Source organism: Micromonospora sp. NBRC 110037, from assembly GCF_001652995.1.
GTDB classification, from domain to species: Bacteria; Actinomycetota; Actinomycetes; order Mycobacteriales; family Micromonosporaceae; genus Micromonospora; species Micromonospora chalcea.
In genome coordinates, this window is the sequence record NZ_BBVA01000004.1 from 124001 (window position 1) to 144948 (window position 20948).

The following is a 20948-nucleotide window of genomic DNA, read 5'->3' on the forward strand; positions in this document are numbered from 1 at the left end:
CTTGCCGTGAGGAGCGTCACGGATCGATGATGGTGAGGCAGCCAGGTCGACCGAGGAGTCGAGATGCAGGTTATCCACCAGCCCCGGGTGGCGTGGGACGCGGCCCGCGTCATCGGCGCGTCGATCCACGACGAGGAACTGTTCCGCTGGCTCTACCGTGTACTCGGCGATCTGCTCGGCCCCGCCACATGGGCGGCCCTCGACGAGACCCGCGACCGGGTCCGTTGGTCCGGCGACGAACGGATCCCGGTCGAGACCGGAGTGTGGCGCGTCCGCCTGGAGGACTCGCTGCGCGGACGCCCCGACCTCGCCGACGAGCTGGCCGGCATCGTCGCCACCGCCCGCGCGGTCCGGCCGTACTAGCCGCCGCGCCGGTTTAGCTTTCGCTTAGCTCGCTTGTCCGGCGGCACGCCGGTCCGGCAGCATCGACCGGCGTGACCGACGGCACCGTACCCCACCCGCCGACCGACGACCACGCGCCCGCCAGCCGTGCGGCCACGCGCCGTCGCCGGCTCGCCGCCGCCGGTCTGGTCACCGTCGCGGCGGCGGTCGCTGTCGCCCTCGCGGTACGCGGCGGCGCCGCCCCCGCCTGCGCGGCCCCGCCTCCACCCGCCGGCGTCCCGGTCCTGGCGGCGGGTCCACTCGGCGCCGCTCCGCCCGTCGGTGGGACGACCCGCAGCGGCAAGGCCACCTTCTACGACTCCGCGGGCGCCGGCGGCAACTGCTCCCGCCCCGCCGCCCCGGCCAACCGGATGTACGTCGCGCTCGGCCCGGGCGAGTACGCGGCCGGCGCCTCCTGCGGCGGGTTCCTCGATGTCACCGGTCCGCGCGGCACGGTCCGGGTGCTCGTCATGGACCAGTGCCCGGAGTGCGCCCCCGGCCACCTCGACCTGTCCGCGGAAGCGTTCGCCCGGATCGCCGACCCGGTGCAGGGCGTGGTGAAGGTCAGCTACCGGGCCGTGGTGAACCCGCCGCTGCCCGGGCCGCTCACCTTCCGCATGAAGGAGGGCTCGTCGCAGTGGTGGTTCGCCGTCCTGGTCGGTGACCACGGCAACCCGCTGCGCTCGGTCGAGGTCCGGCAGAACGGATCGTGGCGGGCGGCCCAGCGGCAGGACTACAACTACTGGCTGATCGATTCCGGCGCCGGCCCCGGCCCGTACACGATCCGGGTCACCGACGTGTACGGCAACCGCGCGACCGCCACCGGCGTCCGGATGCTCCCGGGCCAGGTGCAGCGCAGCGCGGTCCGGATGTACGGCGCGAAGCCCGCCGCCACCACGCCCACCCCGAAGAAGCCCCGCCCCACCTCCCCGACCCCGACCGCATCCACCCCCACCGCGTCCACCCCCGCGGCCCCCGTCGTGCAGGCAGCCGCCACCCCACCCACCCCCACAAGCTGCGCCTAGCCCTCGCCCGCCCCTCGCCCCCGCCCTCGCTGATCTTGCACTTGGGGACCCGTGCGTGTCGTGAATGCCCGATCTGCCGGGGCCATGAGTGCAAGATCAGCGAGGCGGGGCGGGGGGGGAGGCGGGGCGGGGCGAGGTGGGGAGGGGGTCAGGTTGGGGTGGGGAGGTCCAGCCACATGAGGATCTCGTCGCGGGCGTCGGTGGCGGACAGGCGCAGCGCTGCGGGGAGGCGGCCGATCTCGCGGTAGCCGAGGCGCTTGTAGAAGCGGTCCAGCCCCAGCCCGTCGCGGACCGTCACGTGCAGCGCCGCCAGGCCCAGCCCTCGGGCGATCCGCTCGGCCTCGCGCATCAGCGCCGCGCCGTGGCCGCGCCCCTGCGTGTCGGGGTGCACCATGACGCGCTTGAGCACCCGCCAGTGCGTCTTGAGGTGGAACCGGTTGTCGGCGATGACCAGCACCGCGACCAGCTTTTCGCCCTCGTGGCCGACGAGTAGCCGGTCCGGCCCGTCCGCGACCTCGTCGAGCGTGGAGGTGGCGAGCGGGCGTACCTCGTCGGCGGTCACGGGGGCGACGAAGCCGACGGCGCCGCCGGCGTTCGTCACGTCCACCCAGAGCGCGATGATCTGTTCGCGCAGCTCGGGGGTCAGGTCGGGGTCGAGGGAGAAACGCAGGTCCACGCCGTAATCCTGCTCGTGGCGACGCGGTGCGGACCCGCGTTCGTGACCTTCCCGACAGTCGCCGGTGCGCGTGGCACCGGCGACTGGTAGGGCCGGCGGGATTCGAACCCGCACTGGTGCGGACCTAAACCGCATGCCTCTGCCGTTGGGCTACGGCCCCTTCATCGTGACCACCGCCCGCGGACCGGTGTCACAGCCTCCGGATCGTAGACCACATTCGGGGTCACCACTGCGGCGCGGCCGTCACGAGCCGGACCGCGCGCCGACCTCAGTCGAGCCCGAGATCCCGGCGCAGCTTGGCGACGTGGCCGGTGGCCCGCACGTTGTAGAACGCCTGCTCGATCTTGCCGTCCTCGTCCACGACGAACGTCGAGCGGATCACGCCGGTGACCGTGCGGCCGTACATCTGCTTCTCGCCGAACGCGCCGTACGCGGTCAGCACCGCCTTGTCCGCGTCGGAGACCAGCGGGAACGTGATCGCGTCCCGCTCGCGGAACTTCGCCAGCTTGGCCGGCTTGTCCGGCGAGATGCCCACCACCTCGTAGCCGGCGGCCTGCAGGGAGGCGAGGGAGTCCCGGAAGTCACATGCCTGCTTGGTGCAGCCGGGCGTCATGGCGGCCGGGTACGCGTACAGGATGACCTTGCGGCCGCGCAGGTCGGCCAGGGAGAGCGTCCCGCCGTCGTCGGTGGGGAGGGTGAATTCGGGGGCGGGGTCGCCGGGCTTGAGGCGGTCGGTCATGGCGGTGACGATACCGCCGGGCCGGTGCGCTCGGCGGACGGCGACGCGCGGACGCGGTGACGGCCATCATGAGGTTGTTGCCAGATATTGGCAACAGTGCCTTCCTGGAAATACGCTGAGCGCGTGGACACCCTGGCGATGCACATCTCCAACGGGATCATCAACGGTCCGGTCGCCGCGATCTTCGCGGCTCTCGCCCTCGCCGCGCTCGCGTTCTGCGTGATGCGGGGCCGAGCCGACCTCGACGACCGGCTGGCCCCGATGGCCGGGCTGGTGGCGGCGTTCATCTTCGCCGTGCAGATGCTCAACTTCCCGATCTTCACCGCCGGGGTCAGTGGCCACCTGCTCGGGGGCGCGCTCGCGGCGATGCTCGTCGGCCCCTGGGTCGGCGCGCTCTGCGTGGCCGTGGTGCTCATCGTGCAGGCGCTGGTCTTCGGTGACGGCGGGGTGGCGATGCTCGGCCTCAACATCACCAACATGGCGCTGCTCGGCACCGCCGCCGCGTACCTGCTGATCGCGCTCCTGCTGCGTGTGCTGCCGCGTACCCCGGCCGGCCTGGCGGTGACCGCGTTCGTGTCCGCGCTGGTCAGCGTGGTGGTCGCGTCCCAGGGCTTCGTCCTGCAGTACTGGCTGGGCGGCACCACCGACCTCGGCGGAAACCTGACCGGCCTGGCCGGCACCATGGCCTTCGCCCACCTGCTGATCGGCATCGGCGAGGGCCTGATCACCGCGACCACCGTGGTCACCGTGGCGAAGGTCCGGCCTGACCTGGTGTACGCGCTGCGCGCCCTCAAGCCGGTCACGCCGGCTCCCGCCGTCCCGGTCGCCGGAGGTGCCCGATGAGCAAGCGTCAGTGGCCGTTCCTTCTCGGCGGCCTGCTGGTGGCGCTGCTGCTGGCGGGCGTGGTCAGCAACTACGCCTCCTCGCACCCGGACGGGCTCGACTCTTCGCTGCTCAAGGGCTGCACGGTGAACGCCGACGACGAGATCACCGGCGGCAGCTGCCCGGCCCAGGAGGCGAAGGACCACGAGCTGGCGGACAGCCCGCTGGCCGACTACGGCGTACGCGGAATCGGCAACGACTTCGTCTCCACCGGCCTGTCCGGCGTGCTCGGCGTGCTGCTCACCTTCGCGTTCGGCGCCGGCCTGTTCTGGCTGGCCCGCCGCCGCGGCCCCGCCACGCCCGCCACGTCCGCCGGCCCCGGGGCGCGTGACACGACCACCGCGAGTGCCGACCCGGCGGACGACGCAGCGACCCCGTCCACCGGCAGCCGCTGACCATGGGCGCCGGGCACGCGCACGTCCTCTACCGCGAGTCCGGCTCGCCGGTGCACCGCCTCCCGCCGGAGGTGAAGATCGCCGCGATGGTGCTGTTCACCGTCGCGGTGGTGGCCACGCCCCGGGAGGCGTACTGGGCCTTCGGCGGGTACGCGCTCCTGGTCGCCGTGGTGGCCGCGCTGGCCCGGGTCGGCCCGCGCTGGCTGCTCAGCCGGGCGCTGATCGAGCTGCCGTTCGTGCTGTTCGCGTTCGCGCTGCCGTTCCTCGGGGCGGGGGAGCGGGTCGAGGTGGCGGGGCTCGCCCTGTCCGTGGACGGGCTGCACGGCGCGTTCAACATCCTCGCCAAGGGCACGCTCGGCGTACTCGCGTCGCTTCTGCTGGCGGCGACCACGACGACGCGGGACCTGCTGCTCGGCCTGGACCGGCTGCGGTGCCCGCAGATCCTCACCCAGATCGCCACGTTCATGCTGCGCTACCTGGAGGTGCTGGTCGGCGAGGCCCGCCGGATGCGGGTGGCGCGGGTGTCGCGCGGCGACGACCCGCGGTTCCTGTGGCAGTTGCGCGGCTTCGCGGCCGGGGTCGGCGCGCTGTTCCTGCGCGCGTTCGAGCGCGGCGAGCGGGTCTACCTGGCGATGCTCTCGCGGGGCTACACCGGCCGGATGCCGGCGGTGTGGCAGGGGGCCGGCGCGGCCACCGCCGGCCAGTGGGCGGTCGCCGCGACGGTGCCGGCGATCGCGGCCACCATCGCCGCCGTCGCGCTCGTCCTGCAATGATCGGGTACGTGCAGCAGCCGCCCTCCCTCGACGTCAGCGGCGTCCGGTACGCGTACCCGGACGGTCACGTCGCCCTGCACGGCGTGGACCTGACCGTGCCGCGCGGCGATCGGGTGGCGCTGCTCGGGCCCAACGGCGCCGGCAAGACCACGCTCGTGCTGCACCTCAACGGCATCCTCACCCCGACCGAGGGCACGGTGAGCGTCGGCGGCCTCACCGTCACCCGGGACCGGGACACGCTGGCCGAGGTACGCCGCCGCGTCGGCATCGTCTTCCAGGACCCGGACGACCAGCTGTTCCTGCCCACGGTCGCCGAGGACGTGGCGTTCGGCCCGGCCAACCTGGGCCTGCGCGGCGCCGAGCTGGCCGCCCGGGTCGACGAGGCGCTCGCGGCGGTCGGGATGAGCGAGCACCGGGACCGCGCCCCGCACCACCTGTCGTTCGGGCAGCGACGCCGGGTGGCGGTGGCCACTGTGCTGGCCATGCGCCCGGAGATCCTGGTGCTGGACGAGCCGTCGTCGAACCTCGACCCGGCCGCCCGCCGGGAGCTGGCGGAGATCCTGCGCGCCCTGCCGGTGACGCTGCTCATGGTCACGCACGACCTGCCGTACGCGGCCGAGCTGTGTCCCCGCTCGGTGATCCTGGACGGCGGCCGGATCGTCGCCGACGCCCCGACCGCGGACCTCCTGTCCGACGAGGCGCTGTTGACGGCCCACCGCCTGGAGCTCCCCTACGGCTTCGCCCCCCGCCCGTCCTGACCCCGCCCTAGCCCCTCCCTCCCGCCCGTCCCCCCTCCGCCGCGATCTTGCACTTTCCGCCCGGGCATTCCGGGCAAAAGCCGCGCGCCCGGGGCGGCAACTGCAAGATCGCGCCGCCCGGGGGGGGTGAGTGCGGCGGGAGTGGAACGTGATGGGTGTGTCGAGGGGGGTTTGACACCCGTGGTGTTCCACTTGGGCTGCCCGGCGCTCGCAGATGGTCAGGGCGTGGGGGTTGGGTGGGGGGTGGGGCGGGCTGCTCTTGCTGCGGTGCGCAGGCGCAACAGGCCCGCCGCGACCGCGCCGGCTCCCGTCGCCAGGCCGACCACCACCAGCACCCGCACCAGGACCGGCGGGCCGGCGGCCGGGGGGATCGCGCGGGACAGCGCGGCGAGGTTCGTCACCCCGGCGAACACCGTCAGGCACGCGCCGGCCAGCGCCAGCACGAAGTCGGCGGCCGGGCGGCGGGCCAGCGCGTACCCGCCCGCGGCGAGCGCGCCGAGGCCGGTGAGCAGCGTCCACACCTGCCCGGTGAACAGTTCGGCGAGCATTCCGCCGAGGCCCGGGGTGCCGGTGTCGAACGCCCGGGCGACGGTGAGCGCCACTGTCGCCGCGCCACCCAGGGCGAGCAGCGCGCCCACGCCGCGCAGCGCCCGTACCCCGGCGGTCGTGCCGCCCGGCGCCAGCCCGGCTGCGCCGATCACCAGGAAGCCGAGCGTGGCGGCCACCCACCAGGGGTACGGGTCGGGCGGCGGCACCCAGTCCAGTGTGCCGCGTACGGCTCCGGTGGTGTCACCGGCGCGCAGCGGCACCGCCCAGTCGCGTACCCGATGTTCCCGGTCCGGGTCGGCGGCGACGGCGGCCGGCGGCGCGTCCTCCCGCCACAGCGTGCGCTGGTCGTGCCAGCGGGCGGTGGGCCCGTCGTCGATCCGCCGCCAGTCCGGCGCGGCGGCCGGGTTCGCCTCGGCCGGCAGCCGGGTCTCGCCGGCCAGCGTCCGGTTCAGGTACGTGGCGGGGGAGTGGACGTTCTCGTACACGCCGCCCGGGCCGACGCGCAGGTACGGCTCGCCGGAGTAGCCCATCACCGTGACGTCGGCGCCGGTGTCGTTCGTCAGCTCCAGCCGTGCGCCGGCCTCCACCATGCGGGCGCTGAGCCCGGGGCGGTCGGGCTCGACGCCGGTGATCGTGGCGCGGTAGTCGGTGCCGTCGGGCGCGTCCGCGCCGTGCGCGGCGGCCGGCGCGGCGAACGTGAGCAGGGCGACGGCCGCGCCGGTGAACACCAGCGCGGCCCGGCGCAGGGGTGCGGGGATCACTTCCCGGCCGCCTCCACCGCTGCCCTGATCCCCTCGGGGCTGCGGTCCCGCAGCTCACTTCCGTTGATCTTGATGGTCGGGGTCCCGGTCACGCCGGCCTTGCTCGCCTCGTCGGTGACGTGCTCGGTCCACGACCGGTACGTGCCGTCGGAGACGCAGGACGCGAACTCGTCCCGGTTCAGCCCGACGCCCGCGCCGATGTCGACCAGCTCGTCGTTGCTGAGCCCGGCGCCGCCCTCCGGCGGCTGCTTGGCGAAGAGCTGGTCGGTGAACTCGCGGAACTTGCCGCCCTGCGCCGCGCAGCCGGAGGCGGCCGAGGAGCGGGTGGAGTACTCGGTGGTGGAGAAGCGGTTGAGGAAGGCGACCGGGTGGAACACCAGCTTGGCCTTGCCCTCGGTGACGAGCTGGTTGAGCGTCTCGCCGTTGATCTGCTGGAACTGCTTGCAGGCCGGGCAGAGGTAGTCCTCGTACAGGTCGATGGTGACCGGCCCGGTGCCCTGGACGATGCCGGTGCCGGCGTCGTTCGCGCCGGGCGGCGCGGTGAAGTCGTCCGACTTCTGGCTGGAGTAGACGGCCCAGCCGATGCCACCGGCGATGACCAGCACCAGTACGGCGGCGATCGTGGTCCAGAGCGTGCGCTTGCGGCGCTTCTCCCGGGCGATCTGCTCGCGTACCACCCGCGCCGCGTCCCTGCGGCCCTTGCGGCTACTCATCGGTGTCCTCCACGGTGTCGTCGCCGGCCAGCCAGCCGTCCACCGAGAACGGCGTGCGGGGCCAGATCAGCAGGAACCCGGCAAGCGCCAGGAACCCCAGGTCCCGGAGGATCTCCGGGAGGTAACTGGGTGTCTCGCCGGCGGCGAGCTGGCCGCCGCTGCCGAAGCACCCGCAGTCGATGGCCAGGCCGCGCGCCCAGGCCGAGGCGATGCCGGCGATGAAGACCACGAGCAGCACCGCCGAGATCCCGGCGCTGACCCGGGTGGCCAGCCCGGCGAGAAGCAGCAGACCCAGGGCCAGCTCGACGAAGGGCAGCGCCGCGCCGATCACGGTGGCCAGCTCGTACGGCATCACCTGGTAGGCGTTGACGGCCCGGCCGGAGGCGGCGAGATCGCCGACCTTGGTGCCGCCGGCGATCAGCCAGACGGCGGCCAGTCCGAGGCGGGCGGCGACGCCGAGCCAGGGGCGCAGGGTCTGCCAGCGGCCGGCCGGGGAGGGGGAGGGGGTCACAGTCATTCGTCGTCCGAGCGTCACGAAAGGTTCCCGCTATCCGGTCATCGTGTCGCCGACGGCGCCGACCAGTTCGTCCCGGGCGCGGGCCACCCGGGAGCGGATGGTGCCCACCGGCACCCCCTCCACGTCGGCGGCCTCGGCGTAGGACAGGCCGAGCAACTGGGTGAGCACGAACGCGGAGCGCCGCTCGGCCGGTAGCCGGCGGACCAGGTCGGTGGCGCCGAGCTGACCGGCCGGGTCCGGGTAGGGGCGGTCGGTGGCGGCCTGGGCGGCGAGCCGCGCGTCGAGCCGCCGGCGGCGTACCACCGTGCGCAGGTGGTCGGCGCAGGCCCGGCGGGCGATGCCGAGCAGCCAGGTACGCACGCTGGAGCGCCCCTCGAAGCCGGGCAGCGCCCGGAACGCCCGCAGGTACGTCTCCTGGGTCAGGTCGTCCGCGCTGTCCGGGTCGACGAGCGCGGCGGCGAAGCGCCACACCTCGGCCTGGGTGGCCCGGACGAGGGCGGCCTGCGCGTCGCGGTCCCCGTCGCGGGCGGCGAGCGCCCAGCCGGTGGCCGTGTCCCGGACAGCCTCGGCGGCCGCCTCGGGGCGGTCGTCGGCGGTGTCACGCGAGCCGGGGATCACGTCACCCGAGGTTACGCGGCGTACCTGGAGGGGACAGGGTCCTTCGGCCCATTCCGTGGTCCCGCACACGCCGGGAACTTTTTCCCGCCGCCGTCCGACTACCCTCCCATGACCTCCGAGCAGGCCCGGCGTGGCGCGCGCCGCCGCGCCGGGTGGGCGCTCGGTCACGCCCGCCCGGGACCGGCTCGCCGGATCGGCTCCGGTTCGGGAACCATGGCGGTCATGACTGCTGCCGTACGCCGCCCGTCCCGGGCCGTCGCCGCCCGATCCGGGGCCGTCGCCGGGCTGCTGCTCCTGCTGGTCGCCCTGCTGCTCGTCCCGGCCACCCCGGCCAGCGCCCACGCGGTGCTGGTGAGCAGCAGCCCGGCCGCCTCCGCCGTGGTGCCCGACGCGCCCGCGCAGGTGGTGATCACCTTCAGCGAGAGCGTCCGCAAGGTGCCCGGGAAGGTCCGCGTGATCGCCCCCGACGGCTCGCGGGCCGACCGGGGCGAGCCGACGTTCCAGGGCGCCGAGGTCACCATCCCGGTGGACCCCGGCGCGGGGCGCGGCACCTATCTGGTGAGTTACCGGGTCATCTCGGCGGACAGTCACCCGGTCTCCGGCGCCTTCACCTACTCCGTCGGCGCGCCGTCCGAGCCGCCGACGGACAGCGGCACCGACAACCGGGCGAACCCGGTGACCGAGACCGCGGTGAAGGTGGCGAAGTACGCCGGCTACGCCGGGTTGCTGCTGCTCGTCGGCCCGGCGCTGGTGCTGGCCGCGCTCTGGCCGCGCCGGCTGTCCCGCCGCGGCCCGGCCCGGCTGGCCTGGACCGGGCTGGGCGTGCTGGCGGTGGCGACGCTGGCCGAGATCTGGCTCCAGGTGCCCTACGTCAACGGCGGCGGCCTGTTCGACGTGACCGGCTCCGGGCTCGGCGACGTGCTCGGCAGCGCGTACGGCACGACCCACCTGGTCCGGCTGGGCCTGATCGCCGCGGCGGCGTTCCTGCTCCGGCCGCTGTTCGCCGGCCCGGTCGGCCGCACCGACGGGATCATCCTCGCCGTTCTCGGCGGCGCCGCGCTGTTCACCTGGCCGCTCGCCGGGCACGCGGCGGCCTCGCCGGCCCCGGCCGTGTCGGTGGTGGTGGACGCGGTGCACCTGGGCGCCATGGCGGTCTGGCTCGGCGGCCTGGTGATGCTCGCGGTGTTCCTGCTGCGCCGGGCCGACGAGCGCGAGCTGGACGCGATCCTGCCGATCTGGTCCCGCTGGGCGGCGCTCGCGGTGGCCGCGCTGCTGCTGGCCGGCACCGTGCAGGGGCTGATCGAGGTGGCCAGCCTCCAGGCCCTGATCGACACCACGTACGGGCAGCTGCTGCTCGCCAAGATCGCGCTGTTCGCGCTGGTGATCGGCGTGGCCGCGTACTCCCGGGCGCTGGTGCGGCGGCGCGTCGCCGCCGGACGGCCGGGCTCGATGCGGCGGGCGGTGGTGGCCGAGCTGGTGATCACGGCGGTGGTGCTGGGCGTGTCGGCGACGCTCGTGCAGACCACACCGGCGCGGACCGCCGTCGCGGACGCGCCGGGCGCCTCGCCCGGCTACTTCTCCACCACGCTGAGCAGCCCGATCTACTCGCTGCAGGTCGAGCTGGACCCGGCCGAGACCGGCAACAACTCGATGCACCTGTACGCCTACACCCCGGACAACCGGCCGCAGCCGGTGCAGGAGTGGAAGGTCACCGCCGCCCTGCCGTCGGCCGGGATCGAGCCGATCACGGTCCCGCTGCTGCCGTTGAGCGACAACCACGCCACCGGGGAGGTCAACCTGCCGGCCCGTGGTGACTGGCAGTTGCGCATCACCGTCCGCACGTCCGACATCGACCAGGCCACGGTGACCGCCACCGTGCCGATCAAGTAACGGGAAGGTCCCACTGATGATCCGTCTCCGGCGCTCCGCGACCGTCGCCGCGCTGACCCTGACCGCCGTCGCCACGACCGTGCTCGGCCTGGCCGGGCCGGCCTCGGCGCACGTCACGATCAACCCGGCCGAGGGCAAGCAGGGCGGCTACGGCCGGTTCGCCTTCCGGGTGCCGAACGAGAGCGACACGGCGTCGACGGTCAAGGTCGAGGTGAACCTGCCGGAGAACGCACCCGTCGGTTCGGTGTCCACGATGCCGGTGCCGGGCTGGACGGTGGCGGTGGAGAAGCGCAAGGTCGACCCGCCGATCGAGGTGCACGGCAGCCAGCTCACCGAGGCGGTGTCGAAGCTCACCTTCACCGCGGCGCCGAACGGCGGCGTGAAGCCGGGCGAGTTCCAGGAGTTCCCGGTGTCGATGGGCCCGCTGCCGCAGGTCGACACGATGGTGTTCAAGGTGCTCCAGACGTACTCCGACGGCAACGTCTCCCGGTGGATCGAGGAGCCGACGCCGGGCGCGGAGGAGCCGGAGAACCCGGCGCCGGTGCTCAAGCTGGCCGCCGCCGAGAACGCGCCCGCCTCGCCGGGCGCGAGCGCGTCGGCCGCCGCGGCGGCCGACGACGATGACGACGACGCCGGCTCCGGCGCGGCGACCGCCCTCGGGGTGGCCGGTCTGGTCGCCGGACTGGCCGGCCTGGTCCTCGGCGGTCTGGCGTTCGCGCGTACCCGGCGGGAGCCCGCGGCGAAGTCCTGAACGCGAGCGACGCACCGGCCCGGCGGAACGATCCGCCGGGCCGGTCGCCGTCCCGGCCGGGTGCCGCCGATATCCGGCGATCGGCCGACCCGCGTCGGTAAGGTCTGGCGGGTAGTTGGCTACCGAGAGGGACGACGCGAATGCGTTTCGCACGCACGATCGCCGGCATGGTGCTGCTGGCGCTGGGGGTTCCGGCCCTGCTGGCCGGCGCCGGCCTCTGGCTCGCGGCCGGGCACGCCGACCCGGACGGCGGTTTCGGCGCCCGGTTCGAGCCGGTCCGCACGCCCGCCCGCGTGGTGCTGGTGACCGACGTGGACGCGCTGCTGCGCACCGACCTGCCGGTGGCGCGCACCGGGCAGGCCCGGCTGCACCTCACCGCGCGGGACGACCACGGCCCGGTCTTCCTCGGCCTCGCCCCGGCCGACGAGGTGCGGCGGTGGCTGGCCGACGTCCCGCACAGCACCGTGCGCCGCGTCGCCGTCACCCGGGGCCCGCTTCCGGTCGATCTCGACCCGGCCACCGCCGGCGACGGCGTCGCCGTGCCGCTGGCCCAGCCCTTCTGGGTACGCGAGGGCATCGGCTCGCTGGAGTGGAGTCCGCCCGAGCTGGGTGGCCGGTCGTTGAGCCTGGTCGTGATGCGCGTGGACGGCGCCGACGGGCTCGACCTGCGGATGCGGGGCGAGCTGCGGGCCGGCTGGTTCCCCGGGCTGGCGTGGGCGCTGCTGACCGGCGGAACGCTGCTGGTGGTCCTCGCCGTGGTGGTGCTGCTGCGGCCGCTGCGGCCGCGTGAGGTGGTCTTCGTGGTCGAGCCGGACCAGGTGCCGGTGCTGGCCGGGCGCCTCGGCGTCACCTCGCTGAGCGGGCTGGGCCGGCAGCCGGGTCCGGCGTCGCGGCCCGAACGGCATCTGGTGGCGGTGGGCTCGGGCGCCCACGGGCGGACCCGCGCGGCGATCGCCCCGCCGCCCGGCCGGTGCCCGGACGACCAGGACTGACCGGAAGAACCGAACGGCCCTCCGCGCTGCCGACGCGGAGGGCCGTCCTCACCGGGGGATCGGTGCTACCTGGGAGAAATCTGAGGTAGTTGAGACCAGATTAGCGCTGATCGCCGTTTGTTGCGAGGTGTGTCCGTTCAGTCCGTGTTATCTGAGGTTCGTCCCGGTGGTGGCGGATCGGGAGCACCACCAGCAACAGCAGGCTGAGCAGCACGTACACGTTGCGGACGACAAAGTCGACCGGATCGTCCGTGTGCACGATGGCGGTGCCCCAGTCCTGGAACGTCACCAGGCCGTACACGATCGGCAGGCCGACCACGGCGGCCAGCGCGAACAGCCCGCCCCGGCGGCGCGCCCCGGCCGGCGTCGCCGGATCCGCGTCCAGCGCCGCGTCGACGAGCACCACCACGGCGGGGATGAACCAGTAGAGGTGGTGGATCCAGGTGATCGGGCTGACCAGCCCGCCCACCAGGCCGGTCACTGTGAGCCCCACCAGCGCGTCCCCGGCGCGCGCCGCCCGCGCCGCGCGCCACAGGCCGAACGCGGCCACCGCCAGCGCGAGCAGCAGCCACAGCAGCCGGTCCGCCTCGGCCGACGCGGACAGGCGGCTGAGCAGCCCGAACAGCGACTGGTTGCCGGTGTAGTCGGTGCGGCCCACCCGGTCGGTGGCCCACAGCTCGTGGGTCCAGAACCGCCACGAGTCACCGGGCGCGACCGCCGCCGCCAGCAACGTGGCCGCCGCCGCGGTCGCCGTCGCCACCGCCGCCGCCCGCCACTTGCGGGCGACCAGCAGGTAGAGGACGAAGATGCCGGGGAAGAGCTTGAGCGCCGCGGCCAGTCCCACGCCCACGCCGGCCCAGCGTCGCCCCTGGGGTACGGCGAACAGCAGGTCGGCCAGGATCAGCACCACCAGCAGCATGTTGATCTGCCCGAGCGTGAGCGTCTCCCGGGTGCTCTCCACCGCCAGCACCAGCAGCACGGCGACCGTCAGCCCGAACCCGCGCGGCAGGTCGTGCCGCCGCAGCACCGGCAGCACCAGCCAGCGGGTCGTCACCACCACGGCGGCCACTGTCAGCACCACGAACGTGGCGACCGCGACGCCGAGCCGCAGATAGCCGAACGGCAGCAGCAGCAGCGCCGCGAACGGCGGATAGGTGAAGTAGAGCGCGCCCTGCACCCGGTCCGGCTGGACGTAGTCGTAGAGCGGATGCCCGGCCGCCCACCAGTCCATCGCCGACATGTAGATCTTCTGGTCGTAGTAGTCGTGGCGCAGGTTGGGCAGGTAGAGCGCCGGCAGGATCGCGACCAGCGCCAGCACCGTTACGACCCGCCGGACCGTACGCGCGCCCACGTCGCCGCGGGCGACGGCGGGTGGGGCGGCGGGTTCGGCTGGCACGCAGGAAACCCTAGCGGTCCACGTCGGCCACCGTGCCGAGGCGCGGGCGGGTCGGCGGCGCGTAGTCTGTTCCGGTGGCTGATCTTCTCGTCTGGATCGACTGTGAGATGACCGGGCTGGACCTGCGGCGGGACGCGCTGATCGAGGTCGCGGCGCTGGTCACCGATCCCGATCTCAACGTGCTCGGTGACGGCGTCGACGTGGTGATCCACGCCGACGACGAGGTGCTCGACGGCATGCCGGAGATCGTGCGCAGCATGCACGCCAAGTCCGGGCTCACCGAGGAGGTGCGCCGCTCCACGGTCACCCTGGCCGAGGCCGAGGACATGGTGCTCGACTACGTGACCAGCTACGTGAAGGACCCACGTACCGCGCCGCTGTGCGGCAACTCGATCGCCACCGACCGGGGCTTCCTGGCCCGCGACATGACCCGGCTCGACGCCCACCTGCACTACCGGATGATCGACGTTTCGTCGATCAAGGAGCTGTGCCGGCGCTGGTACCCGCGGGTGTACTTCGGGCAGCCGCAGAAGGGTCTGGCCCACCGGGCGCTCGCCGACATCCGGGAGAGCATCCGCGAGCTGGAGTACTACCGGCGGACCGTGTTCGTGCCGCTGCCGGGCCCGGACGTCGAGGCCGCGAAGGCGATCGCCGCCCAGCTCTGACGCCCGCGCCGAACCCGGTGGACGGGGTCGGCCGGAGTGTGGCTATTATTAGTCCGCGCACCGCCCGGGCAACCGCAAGCGGCGAGCATGGTGGCTGTAGCTCAGTTGGCAGAGCACCGGGTTGTGGTCCCGGTTGTCGTGGGTTCAATTCCCATCAGTCACCCCGATAGTGGATCTGCTCCACTGCCTGATCACGCCCCCTCCTCCGAGGGGGCGTGAGTCGTTTCAGGGGCACCGCAGGGGAGTCGTGGCCCCGCCAGTGCGCGTCTCCCCTGCGGAAGGCGTTCGAACTCCGGCTGGAAATCGACGCGATGTGCTTCCTGCCCGGAGAAGCACGCCTACACTGGGGTGGTACATAGAGCCGATCAGTCCGCGGATGTGGTCGGAAGTCGGGCCGAGGACTCCCGGGGCAGACCGGGACCTCGGCCCCGCGCATGTTCACAGTCAGTGCAGCTCGATCTCGGACATCCTCAGTGTGGGCGTCAGCGGAGCGAGCAGCTGTTGCCCATGAGCTGAGCCGTGTGCGCTGCTGACCGCGCCGGCAACGATGTCCGGCAGCCACAGCAGCGGATCACTCTGCGGTCCGTACGGCCGCACGAAGTCAATCTTGATCCGTCCTGAGATGATCCGCCGCCGCTTGAACTGAGCAATGGCAGCGGTGTCCTTGGCGTTGAGCGACGCCGTGCGGGTCTCGATGCTCGCGTGTTCCACGCCTGCCCGGTCGAGTTGCCACAACATCTGCTCCATGCACAGCCGCCGGGCGCGTTCCTGCCGGGAGCTGTCCATGCCGGTTCCCATGACCACCACATGACCGCTGCAGTCATGGACGCCACGGCCTGGACCATCTTGCGCCGTTCGCCGTCGGTCGCGTCCCGGTAGTGAACGCGGGCCCGGGGCGTCGGAGCCAGCCTGGCAGCGTCGAACCTGACCATCTCGACCTCGCCGGTCTGTATCACCGCCGCTGCGAGCACGTAGATGCCGCTGCGGTCGGGCCGTTGACGCATCGACTCGTCGAGCCAGGCCGCGCTGCTCATCTGACCACCTCAACGACCGGCTGACGGAAGGTCCATGGCGCGCCCGGCCATGAGGGGAACGAGCGCGGTCCCGACAAGACATGGCCTGTGTGTCTCCTCACGACGAAGCCCCCTCCTTCCGGAGGGGGCTTCGTCGTGTGCGCGAGGTCAGGGGGTCGGCTCGACGCTGGGCGTACCGGCGTCCGGCGTGGTGTCGGGGTCCGGGGTGTCGGCGGCCGGCGGCTCGTACGGCAGGGCGCTGCCCTTGACGTACTCCTCCCAGCTCATGTTCCAGTCGGTCCAGCCGTTGCCGTTCTGGAGCTTGCGCTCGGTGCCCTTCACCGTGATCGGGTCACCGATGCGGGTGTTGGCGAACAGCCAGTTGCCTTCCTTCATCGAGACGTTGACGCAGCCGTGCGACACGTTCGACCGGCCCTGCACGCCCTCGGACCAGGGCGCGGCGTGGATGAACTCGCCGCCCCAGGTGAGCCGCTGGGCGTAGTCGATCTCGGTGCGGTAGCCCTCCTCCGGGCCCAGCTCCTCCATGGTGTCGAAGACCGTGTGCCGGAGCTTCTCCATCACCACCATCGTGCCGCTGGACGAGGGGGTGCTCTTCTTGCCGAGGCTCACCGGGATGGTCTTGACCACCTTGCCGTCGCGGGTGACTGTCATCCGCTTGGTGCGGTTGTCGACCGTCATCACGAACGACGGACCGATCTTGACGTCGACGGTGAGGTCGGACCGGCCGTACCAGCCGCCGCCGAGCGGCAGCCCGCCCGCCTGCACCTTGTAGCTGACGGTGCTGTTCGGCTTCCAGAACGTCTTGGGCCGGTAGCGCACCTCGGTCGGGCTCACCCAGTGCCAGATGCCCTCCTGGGCCGGCTTGGCGGTGACGATCATCCGGCGCTGCACGTCGTCGCGGTAGTCCTCCGGGATGGCCCGGCCGAACTTCACGATCAGCGGCATGGCCACGCCGACGACCTGGTTGTCGCCGAGGAAGCTGGTGACCCGGACCTGCTTGGCCGGCTTCGCCATGGTGGTGAACGTGCTGGTGGCGGTCGCGGGCTTGCCGTCGTCGCCGGTCGCCGTCACGGTCGCGGTGTACGTCTGCCCGTACTCCAGGGCGCCGGCCGGCAGCCAGCTCTTGCCGTCCGCGGCGACCGCGCCGTCGACGGCCTTGCCGGTGGAGTCCTTCACCTCGACCGTTGTCTCCTGCGCCTCGGTCGTGGTGAAGACGATGGCGGTGGAGGCGGGCACGTCCTTGGCGTCGGCGGCGGGCTCGCTGATCGTGGCGGCGGCCTTCGGGGCCTTCTCGCCACCGTCGCCGCCGCCCTGCCAGCTCGACGGCTTGCCGCCACCGCCGCCGGTGCAGGCGGAGGTCAGGGCCAACGCGGCGGCGAGCACCCCGGCCGCCAGCGCGCGGCGGCGGCCGACGCGCGGGGCGCTCCCGCCCCTGATCGGTTCGTCCTGGCCAGCTCGCATGATTCCCTCACAAGTGATGCCGTTCGGCGTCGTCTCAGGTCAGACGCGCCGGAGCGCTTACGCGTTGCCGGGCGTGAACCGGAACACCCCGCCGGGATGTAACGATTCCACGGCCGCCCGGCGCTTCGTCGGAGGTGGCGTGTCCGACCACGGTACGCCGGTCAGAACGGGGCGGGCTGCCCGCCCTCCGGCACCGGCAGCGCGCTGCCGGCGACGAACTCCGACCAGCTCAAGCTCCAGGCGGTCCAGCCGTTGCCCGGGGCGAGGCGCCGCTCGGTGCCCTTCACCGTGATCGGATCACCGACGAGCGTCTTGCCGAACAGCCACCGCCCGTCGGCCATCGACACGTTGACGCAGCCGTGCGAGACGTTCCGGCGCCCCTGCACGCCCTCGGACCAGGGCGCGGCGTGGATGTACTCGCCGCCCCAGGTGATCCGCTGGGCGAAGTCGATCTCGGTGACGTAGCGGTTGGCCGGGTCCGGCTCGCTGCGGGTGTCGAAGACGGTGGACTCCTTCTTCTCCATCACCACCATCGTGCCGCTGGAGGAGGGGGTGCTCTTCTTGCCTAGGCTCACCGGCAGCGTACGGATCACCGTGCCGTTCTCGGAGACCGTCATCCGCTTCGTCGCGTTGTCGACGGTCATCTCGAACGCGCGGCCGATCTTCGCGGTGGCGCTCCGGTCGATGTTGCCGTAGCGGCCGTTGCTCAGCGGGATTCCGGCCAGCGCCAGCCGTACGGTGATCGTGGTGCCGGTCTTCCAGTACTCCGGGGCGCGGTAGTACGCCTGGGTGCCGTTGTCGACCCAGTGCCAGGCGCCGGGCTGCGGCGGGTCCGTCTGCACGAACATCCGCTTCTGCACCGCGGCCCGGTCCTTCTTCGGGATGCCCGGGGAGAACTCGGCGACCACCGGCATGGCCACGCCGTACGTCTTGTCGCTGAACAGGTAGAGCCCGGAGCCGATCATCGACTTCGGCTTGGCCATCGTGGTGAACGTGCTGGTGCCCTCGTACGTCTGGCCGTCCTTGCCGGCGCCGGTGACGGTGGCGGTGTACTTCGTGCCGTACTTCAGCGCGGCCGACGGCACCCAGCTGGACCCGTCCCGTCGCATCCGTCCGGCGACGGCGGTGCCGTCGGCGGTGGCGAGCACCACCTTCGACACGGTGCCGCCGCCCGGGATGCGGGCGCTGATCTCGGTGCTGACCGGCCGGCTCGCCGCGCCGTCGGCCGGGCTGACAGTCAGCGCCGCCGCGGGGGCGCCGCCGGTCGGGGCGGCGCTCGGGTCGGCGGGCGCCGAGGCCGAGACGCCGCCGACCTGCTGCTGGCCGGGCTCGAACGCCGGCTTCTTCCCCTCGTCGCCGCCGCCGCACCCGGTCAGTGCCAGCGACGCCGTGAGGACCAGGGCGCCCACCGTCGCCCCGGCCCGCGAGAACCTGCCCATGCCCACCCCTGTCCTCACATGCCTGGCGGACATCGTGCCGTATCGACGCCATCTGACCCGCCCCGGCGCTGAACAGTCTGACCGTTTTAGTCGCTTTCGCCGGTTAAGCTCGACCGAAGGGGGGACCCCGGTATCGGATTGGAACCCGGCTCCGCGGGCGTGCTAATCTTCTTCCCGTTGTCAGCGAGCGCCGCTAGCTCAACTGGCAGAGCAGCGGACTCTTAATCCGCGGGTTCGGGGTTCGAGTCCCTGGCGGCGCACCAACGAGCAAGGCCCTGAGCAGGCGTTACACGCCGGTCGGGGCCTTTTTCGCGTACGTCGCCGACCGGCGGGTCGGGCGCGCGCCGGGGCGACGCCCGTGGGTGGAACACCATGGGTGTCAAACGGGCCCGGAGGCACCCATGACGTTCCACCGAAGCGTGGCCGGCCGGGCGGCGGAGCGGCTCGACCAACCGCGCCTATGCGGGCAGCGCGGGGAATACGACCACCGAGCCGTCCCTGCTGCGGGCGATCTCGATCGCCACATCTGCCTGGCGGTTGTTGACCATGCTGCTGTCGCGCAGCCTGTGTACGCGATTCGCCGCGCGCATCAGGCGGTCGACCTCGCTGTTCGTCAGCACGGGCAGCAGACTGTTGGGGCGTGTCAGCTCCAGCGCCGACAGGCGTTCGAGGACACCCGCGATGCCCGACTCCAGTTTGTCGAGGCGCTGCTGATCGGCCTTGAGAGCGCGGGCGAAGCTCTCGTACAGGTTGTCGGGGTCCATCTGGGCATGCTCTACGGCCTGCAGGACAATGACCCGCTGCTTCAGCGCAATGGCCAAGGCGGCGAGTTCGAGGTGGGCGCGGAACGTGCCGCCGTCTTCATCGACGCCCGGGAACGACTTGGTCAGCGTGCCGAGGTCGACGGCCTTCCCGCCAGGCAGCTTGTCCAGCGCGCTCTGCCATCCGGTGAGGCGGCGGTCCGCGGCGGCCAGCGCCTTGTTGATGGCGTGCACCGCCGAGTCCAGCCCGAGTGATACACCGAGCTTGCCCTGGTCGAGCAGGATCGCGGCGGCTTTGTCGATGGTGTCGCGGCAGCCGTCGAGTTCGTTGCGCTCATCGTCGAGCTTCTGTTCCTGCAGCTGTTCCAGCAGTTCGGTGATGCGTTCGATGGCCTGCTGGCGCTTGTGGTCGGCGTTGGCGCTCATCCCCACGGCCACGGCCATGAGCACGAGCGGCGCGGCCACCGTGAGCGCCGCGCTACCGGCGACAGCGACGCCAGCTGTCGCAGCGGATCCACCGACTGCGCCTGTCGCCGCCGCCTTGCCGACCGGCACGAATGTTGCGTGGGCGGCGATGCCCGACGAGTTCACCAGTGCACTGCGGATACCGCCAGCCGTGCCCTTGGCCGCCATCGGGCAAACGAGGCCCTGTCCGAACTGGGCGGCGACCTTGGCCGGAATCACCATGCGATACAGGCCCTCACCGGCGGCGCTCGTCGCGCCCGCCACCGAGGAACTCCTCGCCGATTGCGAGATGAGCTGTGACAGGTGATGCGCAAGGGGACTTGCGGCATCGAGCGGGATACCGCGGCTGCGGTCGAGCGTCCCGGGCAGGGGATGTACCTCAAGCGTGGCGATCGGCTTGTCTGCCAGAACCGCCAGCACACCGCGCAGTTCAGCCAATCGCTCAGCCGTCATCGGCTCGTCCCCGACCAGTGCGGGCACCCGGATGTCCCCGGTAGCGAGCGTCCACACCGGAACGACCGCCTTGTGGTCGTCAGTCATCGTCCACCCCCAGCTTCCCGGCGACAGACTAGTCCGCCAGCCCCGCTCCGGGCTGGCCCTCAGAATTCCACGTGCTGAGCGCATCTGGCATAGCTTGGGCAGCGGAGCACCGAGGCCGTGGCCCCCACGAGTCCGCTGTTCGGAGCGCCGCCCTGACCCCATCCGTTAGCGGCGCCTGAGGCCAGGGAGGCGCTGTGTCCGCTGAGACCACCGGGAGCCCGGACACGGTCCTCGTCTGCATCAGGGGCAACTCCGGCTCGGGCAAGAGCAGCATCGCCCGCGAGCTACGACACCGGCACGGCCGGGGATGCGCCCTCGTCGAGCAGGACTACCTGCGCCGCATCGTCCTGCTCGAACGGGACAAGCCCGGCGGCGTCGCCCCCGCGTTGATCGAGCAGACGGTCCGGTTCGCGCTCGACCACGGCTACCACGTGGTCCTGGAGGGCATCCTGTACACCGGCCGCTACCGCGACATGCTGACCTCGCTGCGGGACGGCCACCGGGGGCGGTCGCTGTTCTGCTACCTCGACGTGTCGCTGGCCGAGACGCTGCGCCGGCATCTGACCCGCCCGCAGGCCGGTGAGTTCACCGCCGAGCAGATGAGCGACTGGTACGCCGCGCACGACATCCTGGGCTGGCCCGGCGAACTCGTCCTCCCGGAGCGCACCGGCTTGGAGCAGGCGGTCGAGGCGATCGCGGCCGCCGCCGGGCTGCCCCAGCATTAGGCGGCGGCGCTTGCCCTTGCGGTTACTGAAGGGGGCAGGCTG

At 72.7% G+C, this 20948-nt stretch carries 22 protein-coding genes and 3 tRNA genes; 13 read left to right on the forward strand and 12 right to left on the reverse strand.

Features of this window, described 5'->3' with window-relative positions; all coding sequences use genetic code 11:
- Positions 1–63: 63 nt before the first annotated feature.
- Both A4R25_RS13525 and A4R25_RS32110 read left to right on the forward strand, forming a co-directional pair.
- Complete coding sequence (locus A4R25_RS13525) at positions 64–363, forward strand: hypothetical protein (RefSeq protein WP_043326160.1); 300 nt, start codon at positions 64–66, stop codon at positions 361–363.
- A gap of 71 nt (positions 364–434) precedes the next feature.
- On the forward strand, positions 435–1406 hold the full coding sequence (locus A4R25_RS32110; protein WP_064446936.1) for an expansin EXLX1 family cellulose-binding protein: 972 nt from the start codon (positions 435–437) through the stop codon (positions 1404–1406).
- A gap of 148 nt (positions 1407–1554) precedes the next feature.
- Here A4R25_RS32110 and A4R25_RS13535 read toward each other — a convergent pair whose 3' ends face one another.
- The 3 genes from A4R25_RS13535 to bcp form a co-directional block, all read right to left on the reverse strand.
- On the reverse strand, positions 1555–2082 hold the full coding sequence (locus A4R25_RS13535) for a GNAT family N-acetyltransferase (RefSeq protein ID WP_064446937.1): 528 nt from the start codon (positions 2080–2082) through the stop codon (positions 1555–1557).
- An 84-nt stretch (positions 2083–2166) separates the two neighbouring features.
- A tRNA-Leu gene (locus A4R25_RS13540) sits at positions 2167–2242 on the reverse strand.
- Between the two features lie 108 nt (positions 2243–2350).
- Positions 2351–2821 (reverse strand): thioredoxin-dependent thiol peroxidase, encoded by a 471-nt coding sequence (gene bcp, locus A4R25_RS13545; protein ID WP_043326156.1) that lies wholly within the window; start codon positions 2819–2821, stop codon positions 2351–2353.
- A gap of 123 nt (positions 2822–2944) precedes the next feature.
- Here bcp and A4R25_RS13550 point away from each other — a divergent pair, with 123 nt between their 5' ends.
- Genes A4R25_RS13550 through A4R25_RS13565 form a run of 4 tightly spaced genes read left to right on the forward strand, consistent with a single transcriptional unit; the run spans position 2945 to position 5629 of the window.
- Positions 2945–3664: an energy-coupling factor ABC transporter permease gene (locus A4R25_RS13550; protein WP_043326154.1), complete on the forward strand. Its 720-nt coding sequence runs from the start codon at positions 2945–2947 to the stop codon at positions 3662–3664.
- A complete protein-coding gene (locus tag A4R25_RS13555) occupies positions 3661–4098 on the forward strand; it encodes a PDGLE domain-containing protein (protein WP_064446938.1) in 438 nt (145 codons plus the stop codon). The genes A4R25_RS13550 and A4R25_RS13555 overlap by 4 nt, the downstream gene beginning before the upstream one ends.
- A 2-nt stretch (positions 4099–4100) precedes the next feature.
- On the forward strand, positions 4101–4871 hold the full coding sequence (gene cbiQ, locus A4R25_RS13560) for a cobalt ECF transporter T component CbiQ (RefSeq protein ID WP_043326150.1): 771 nt from the start codon (positions 4101–4103) through the stop codon (positions 4869–4871).
- Positions 4868–5629 carry an energy-coupling factor ABC transporter ATP-binding protein gene (locus tag A4R25_RS13565; RefSeq protein ID WP_064446939.1) on the forward strand — a complete coding sequence of 254 codons (762 nt, stop codon included), beginning with the start codon at positions 4868–4870 and terminating at the stop codon, positions 5627–5629. The genes cbiQ and A4R25_RS13565 overlap by 4 nt, the downstream gene beginning before the upstream one ends.
- Before the next feature lie 218 nt (positions 5630–5847).
- Here A4R25_RS13565 and A4R25_RS13570 read toward each other — a convergent pair whose 3' ends face one another.
- The 4 genes from A4R25_RS13570 to A4R25_RS13585 are packed head-to-tail and all read right to left on the reverse strand — an operon-like array spanning position 5848 to position 8787.
- Entirely contained in the window at positions 5848–6939 is a 1092-nt protein-coding gene (locus tag A4R25_RS13570; RefSeq protein ID WP_231915520.1) for a hypothetical protein, read from the reverse strand.
- The gene (locus tag A4R25_RS13575) at positions 6936–7652 is read right to left on the reverse strand and encodes a thioredoxin domain-containing protein (protein ID WP_043326145.1); all 717 of its coding nucleotides are present in this window, start codon (positions 7650–7652) and stop codon (positions 6936–6938) included. The genes A4R25_RS13570 and A4R25_RS13575 overlap by 4 nt, the downstream gene beginning before the upstream one ends.
- Positions 7645–8169, reverse strand: a complete 525-nt coding sequence (locus A4R25_RS13580; protein ID WP_043326143.1) for a MauE/DoxX family redox-associated membrane protein — start codon at positions 8167–8169, stop codon at positions 7645–7647. Before A4R25_RS13580 ends, A4R25_RS13575 begins: the two co-directional genes overlap by 8 nt.
- Before the next feature lie 30 nt (positions 8170–8199).
- Entirely contained in the window at positions 8200–8787 is a 588-nt protein-coding gene (locus A4R25_RS13585) for a sigma-70 family RNA polymerase sigma factor (protein ID WP_064446940.1), read from the reverse strand.
- A gap of 222 nt (positions 8788–9009) precedes the next feature.
- Here A4R25_RS13585 and A4R25_RS13590 point away from each other — a divergent pair, with 222 nt between their 5' ends.
- The 3 genes from A4R25_RS13590 (at position 9010) to A4R25_RS13600 (ending at position 12420) form a co-directional block, all read left to right on the forward strand.
- Positions 9010–10677 carry a copper resistance CopC/CopD family protein gene (locus A4R25_RS13590; protein ID WP_064447247.1) on the forward strand — a complete coding sequence of 556 codons (1668 nt, stop codon included), beginning with the start codon at positions 9010–9012 and terminating at the stop codon, positions 10675–10677.
- 16 nt (positions 10678–10693) lie between these two features.
- Complete coding sequence (locus tag A4R25_RS13595) at positions 10694–11428, forward strand: YcnI family protein (protein ID WP_064446941.1); 735 nt, start codon at positions 10694–10696, stop codon at positions 11426–11428.
- Between the two features lie 140 nt (positions 11429–11568).
- Positions 11569–12420, forward strand: a complete 852-nt coding sequence (locus A4R25_RS13600; RefSeq protein ID WP_064446942.1) for a hypothetical protein — start codon at positions 11569–11571, stop codon at positions 12418–12420.
- Positions 12421–12520: 100 nt separating this feature from the next.
- On the opposite strand, the gene A4R25_RS13605 is transcribed toward A4R25_RS13600, so the two are convergent.
- Complete coding sequence (locus A4R25_RS13605; protein ID WP_064446943.1) at positions 12521–13816, reverse strand: glycosyltransferase 87 family protein; 1296 nt, start codon at positions 13814–13816, stop codon at positions 12521–12523.
- A gap of 74 nt (positions 13817–13890) precedes the next feature.
- Here A4R25_RS13605 and orn point away from each other — a divergent pair, with 74 nt between their 5' ends.
- Together orn and A4R25_RS13615 are read left to right on the forward strand one after the other, a co-directional pair.
- Positions 13891–14481: an oligoribonuclease gene (gene orn, locus A4R25_RS13610; RefSeq protein ID WP_082931010.1), complete on the forward strand. Its 591-nt coding sequence runs from the start codon at positions 13891–13893 to the stop codon at positions 14479–14481.
- Positions 14482–14571: 90 nt separating this feature from the next.
- Positions 14572–14644: transfer RNA gene (locus A4R25_RS13615), tRNA-His, on the forward strand.
- A 281-nt stretch (positions 14645–14925) separates the two neighbouring features.
- Here A4R25_RS13615 and A4R25_RS13620 read toward each other — a convergent pair.
- From A4R25_RS13620 to A4R25_RS13630, 3 genes are all read right to left on the reverse strand, one after another.
- Positions 14926–15267 (reverse strand): hypothetical protein, encoded by a 342-nt coding sequence (locus A4R25_RS13620; RefSeq protein WP_157539065.1) that lies wholly within the window; start codon positions 15265–15267, stop codon positions 14926–14928.
- A gap of 395 nt (positions 15268–15662) precedes the next feature.
- Positions 15663–16976: an Ig-like domain-containing protein gene (locus A4R25_RS13625; RefSeq protein ID WP_064446945.1), complete on the reverse strand. Its 1314-nt coding sequence runs from the start codon at positions 16974–16976 to the stop codon at positions 15663–15665.
- Positions 16977–17137: 161 nt separating this feature from the next.
- Positions 17138–18415, reverse strand: coding sequence for an Ig-like domain-containing protein (locus A4R25_RS13630; RefSeq protein ID WP_064446946.1), 1278 nt, complete (start codon positions 18413–18415; stop codon positions 17138–17140).
- A gap of 187 nt (positions 18416–18602) precedes the next feature.
- On the opposite strand from A4R25_RS13630, the gene A4R25_RS13635 reads away from it, so the two are divergent.
- Positions 18603–18678: transfer RNA gene (locus tag A4R25_RS13635), tRNA-Lys, on the forward strand.
- Between the two features lie 195 nt (positions 18679–18873).
- Here A4R25_RS13635 and A4R25_RS13640 read toward each other — a convergent pair.
- Entirely contained in the window at positions 18874–20181 is a 1308-nt protein-coding gene (locus tag A4R25_RS13640) for a hypothetical protein (protein WP_064446947.1), read from the reverse strand.
- Positions 20182–20375: 194 nt separating this feature from the next.
- Here A4R25_RS13640 and A4R25_RS13645 point away from each other — a divergent pair, with 194 nt between their 5' ends.
- Positions 20376–20906, forward strand: a complete 531-nt coding sequence (locus A4R25_RS13645; RefSeq protein ID WP_064446948.1) for a kinase — start codon at positions 20376–20378, stop codon at positions 20904–20906.
- The last annotated feature ends 42 nt before the right edge of the window (positions 20907–20948 follow it).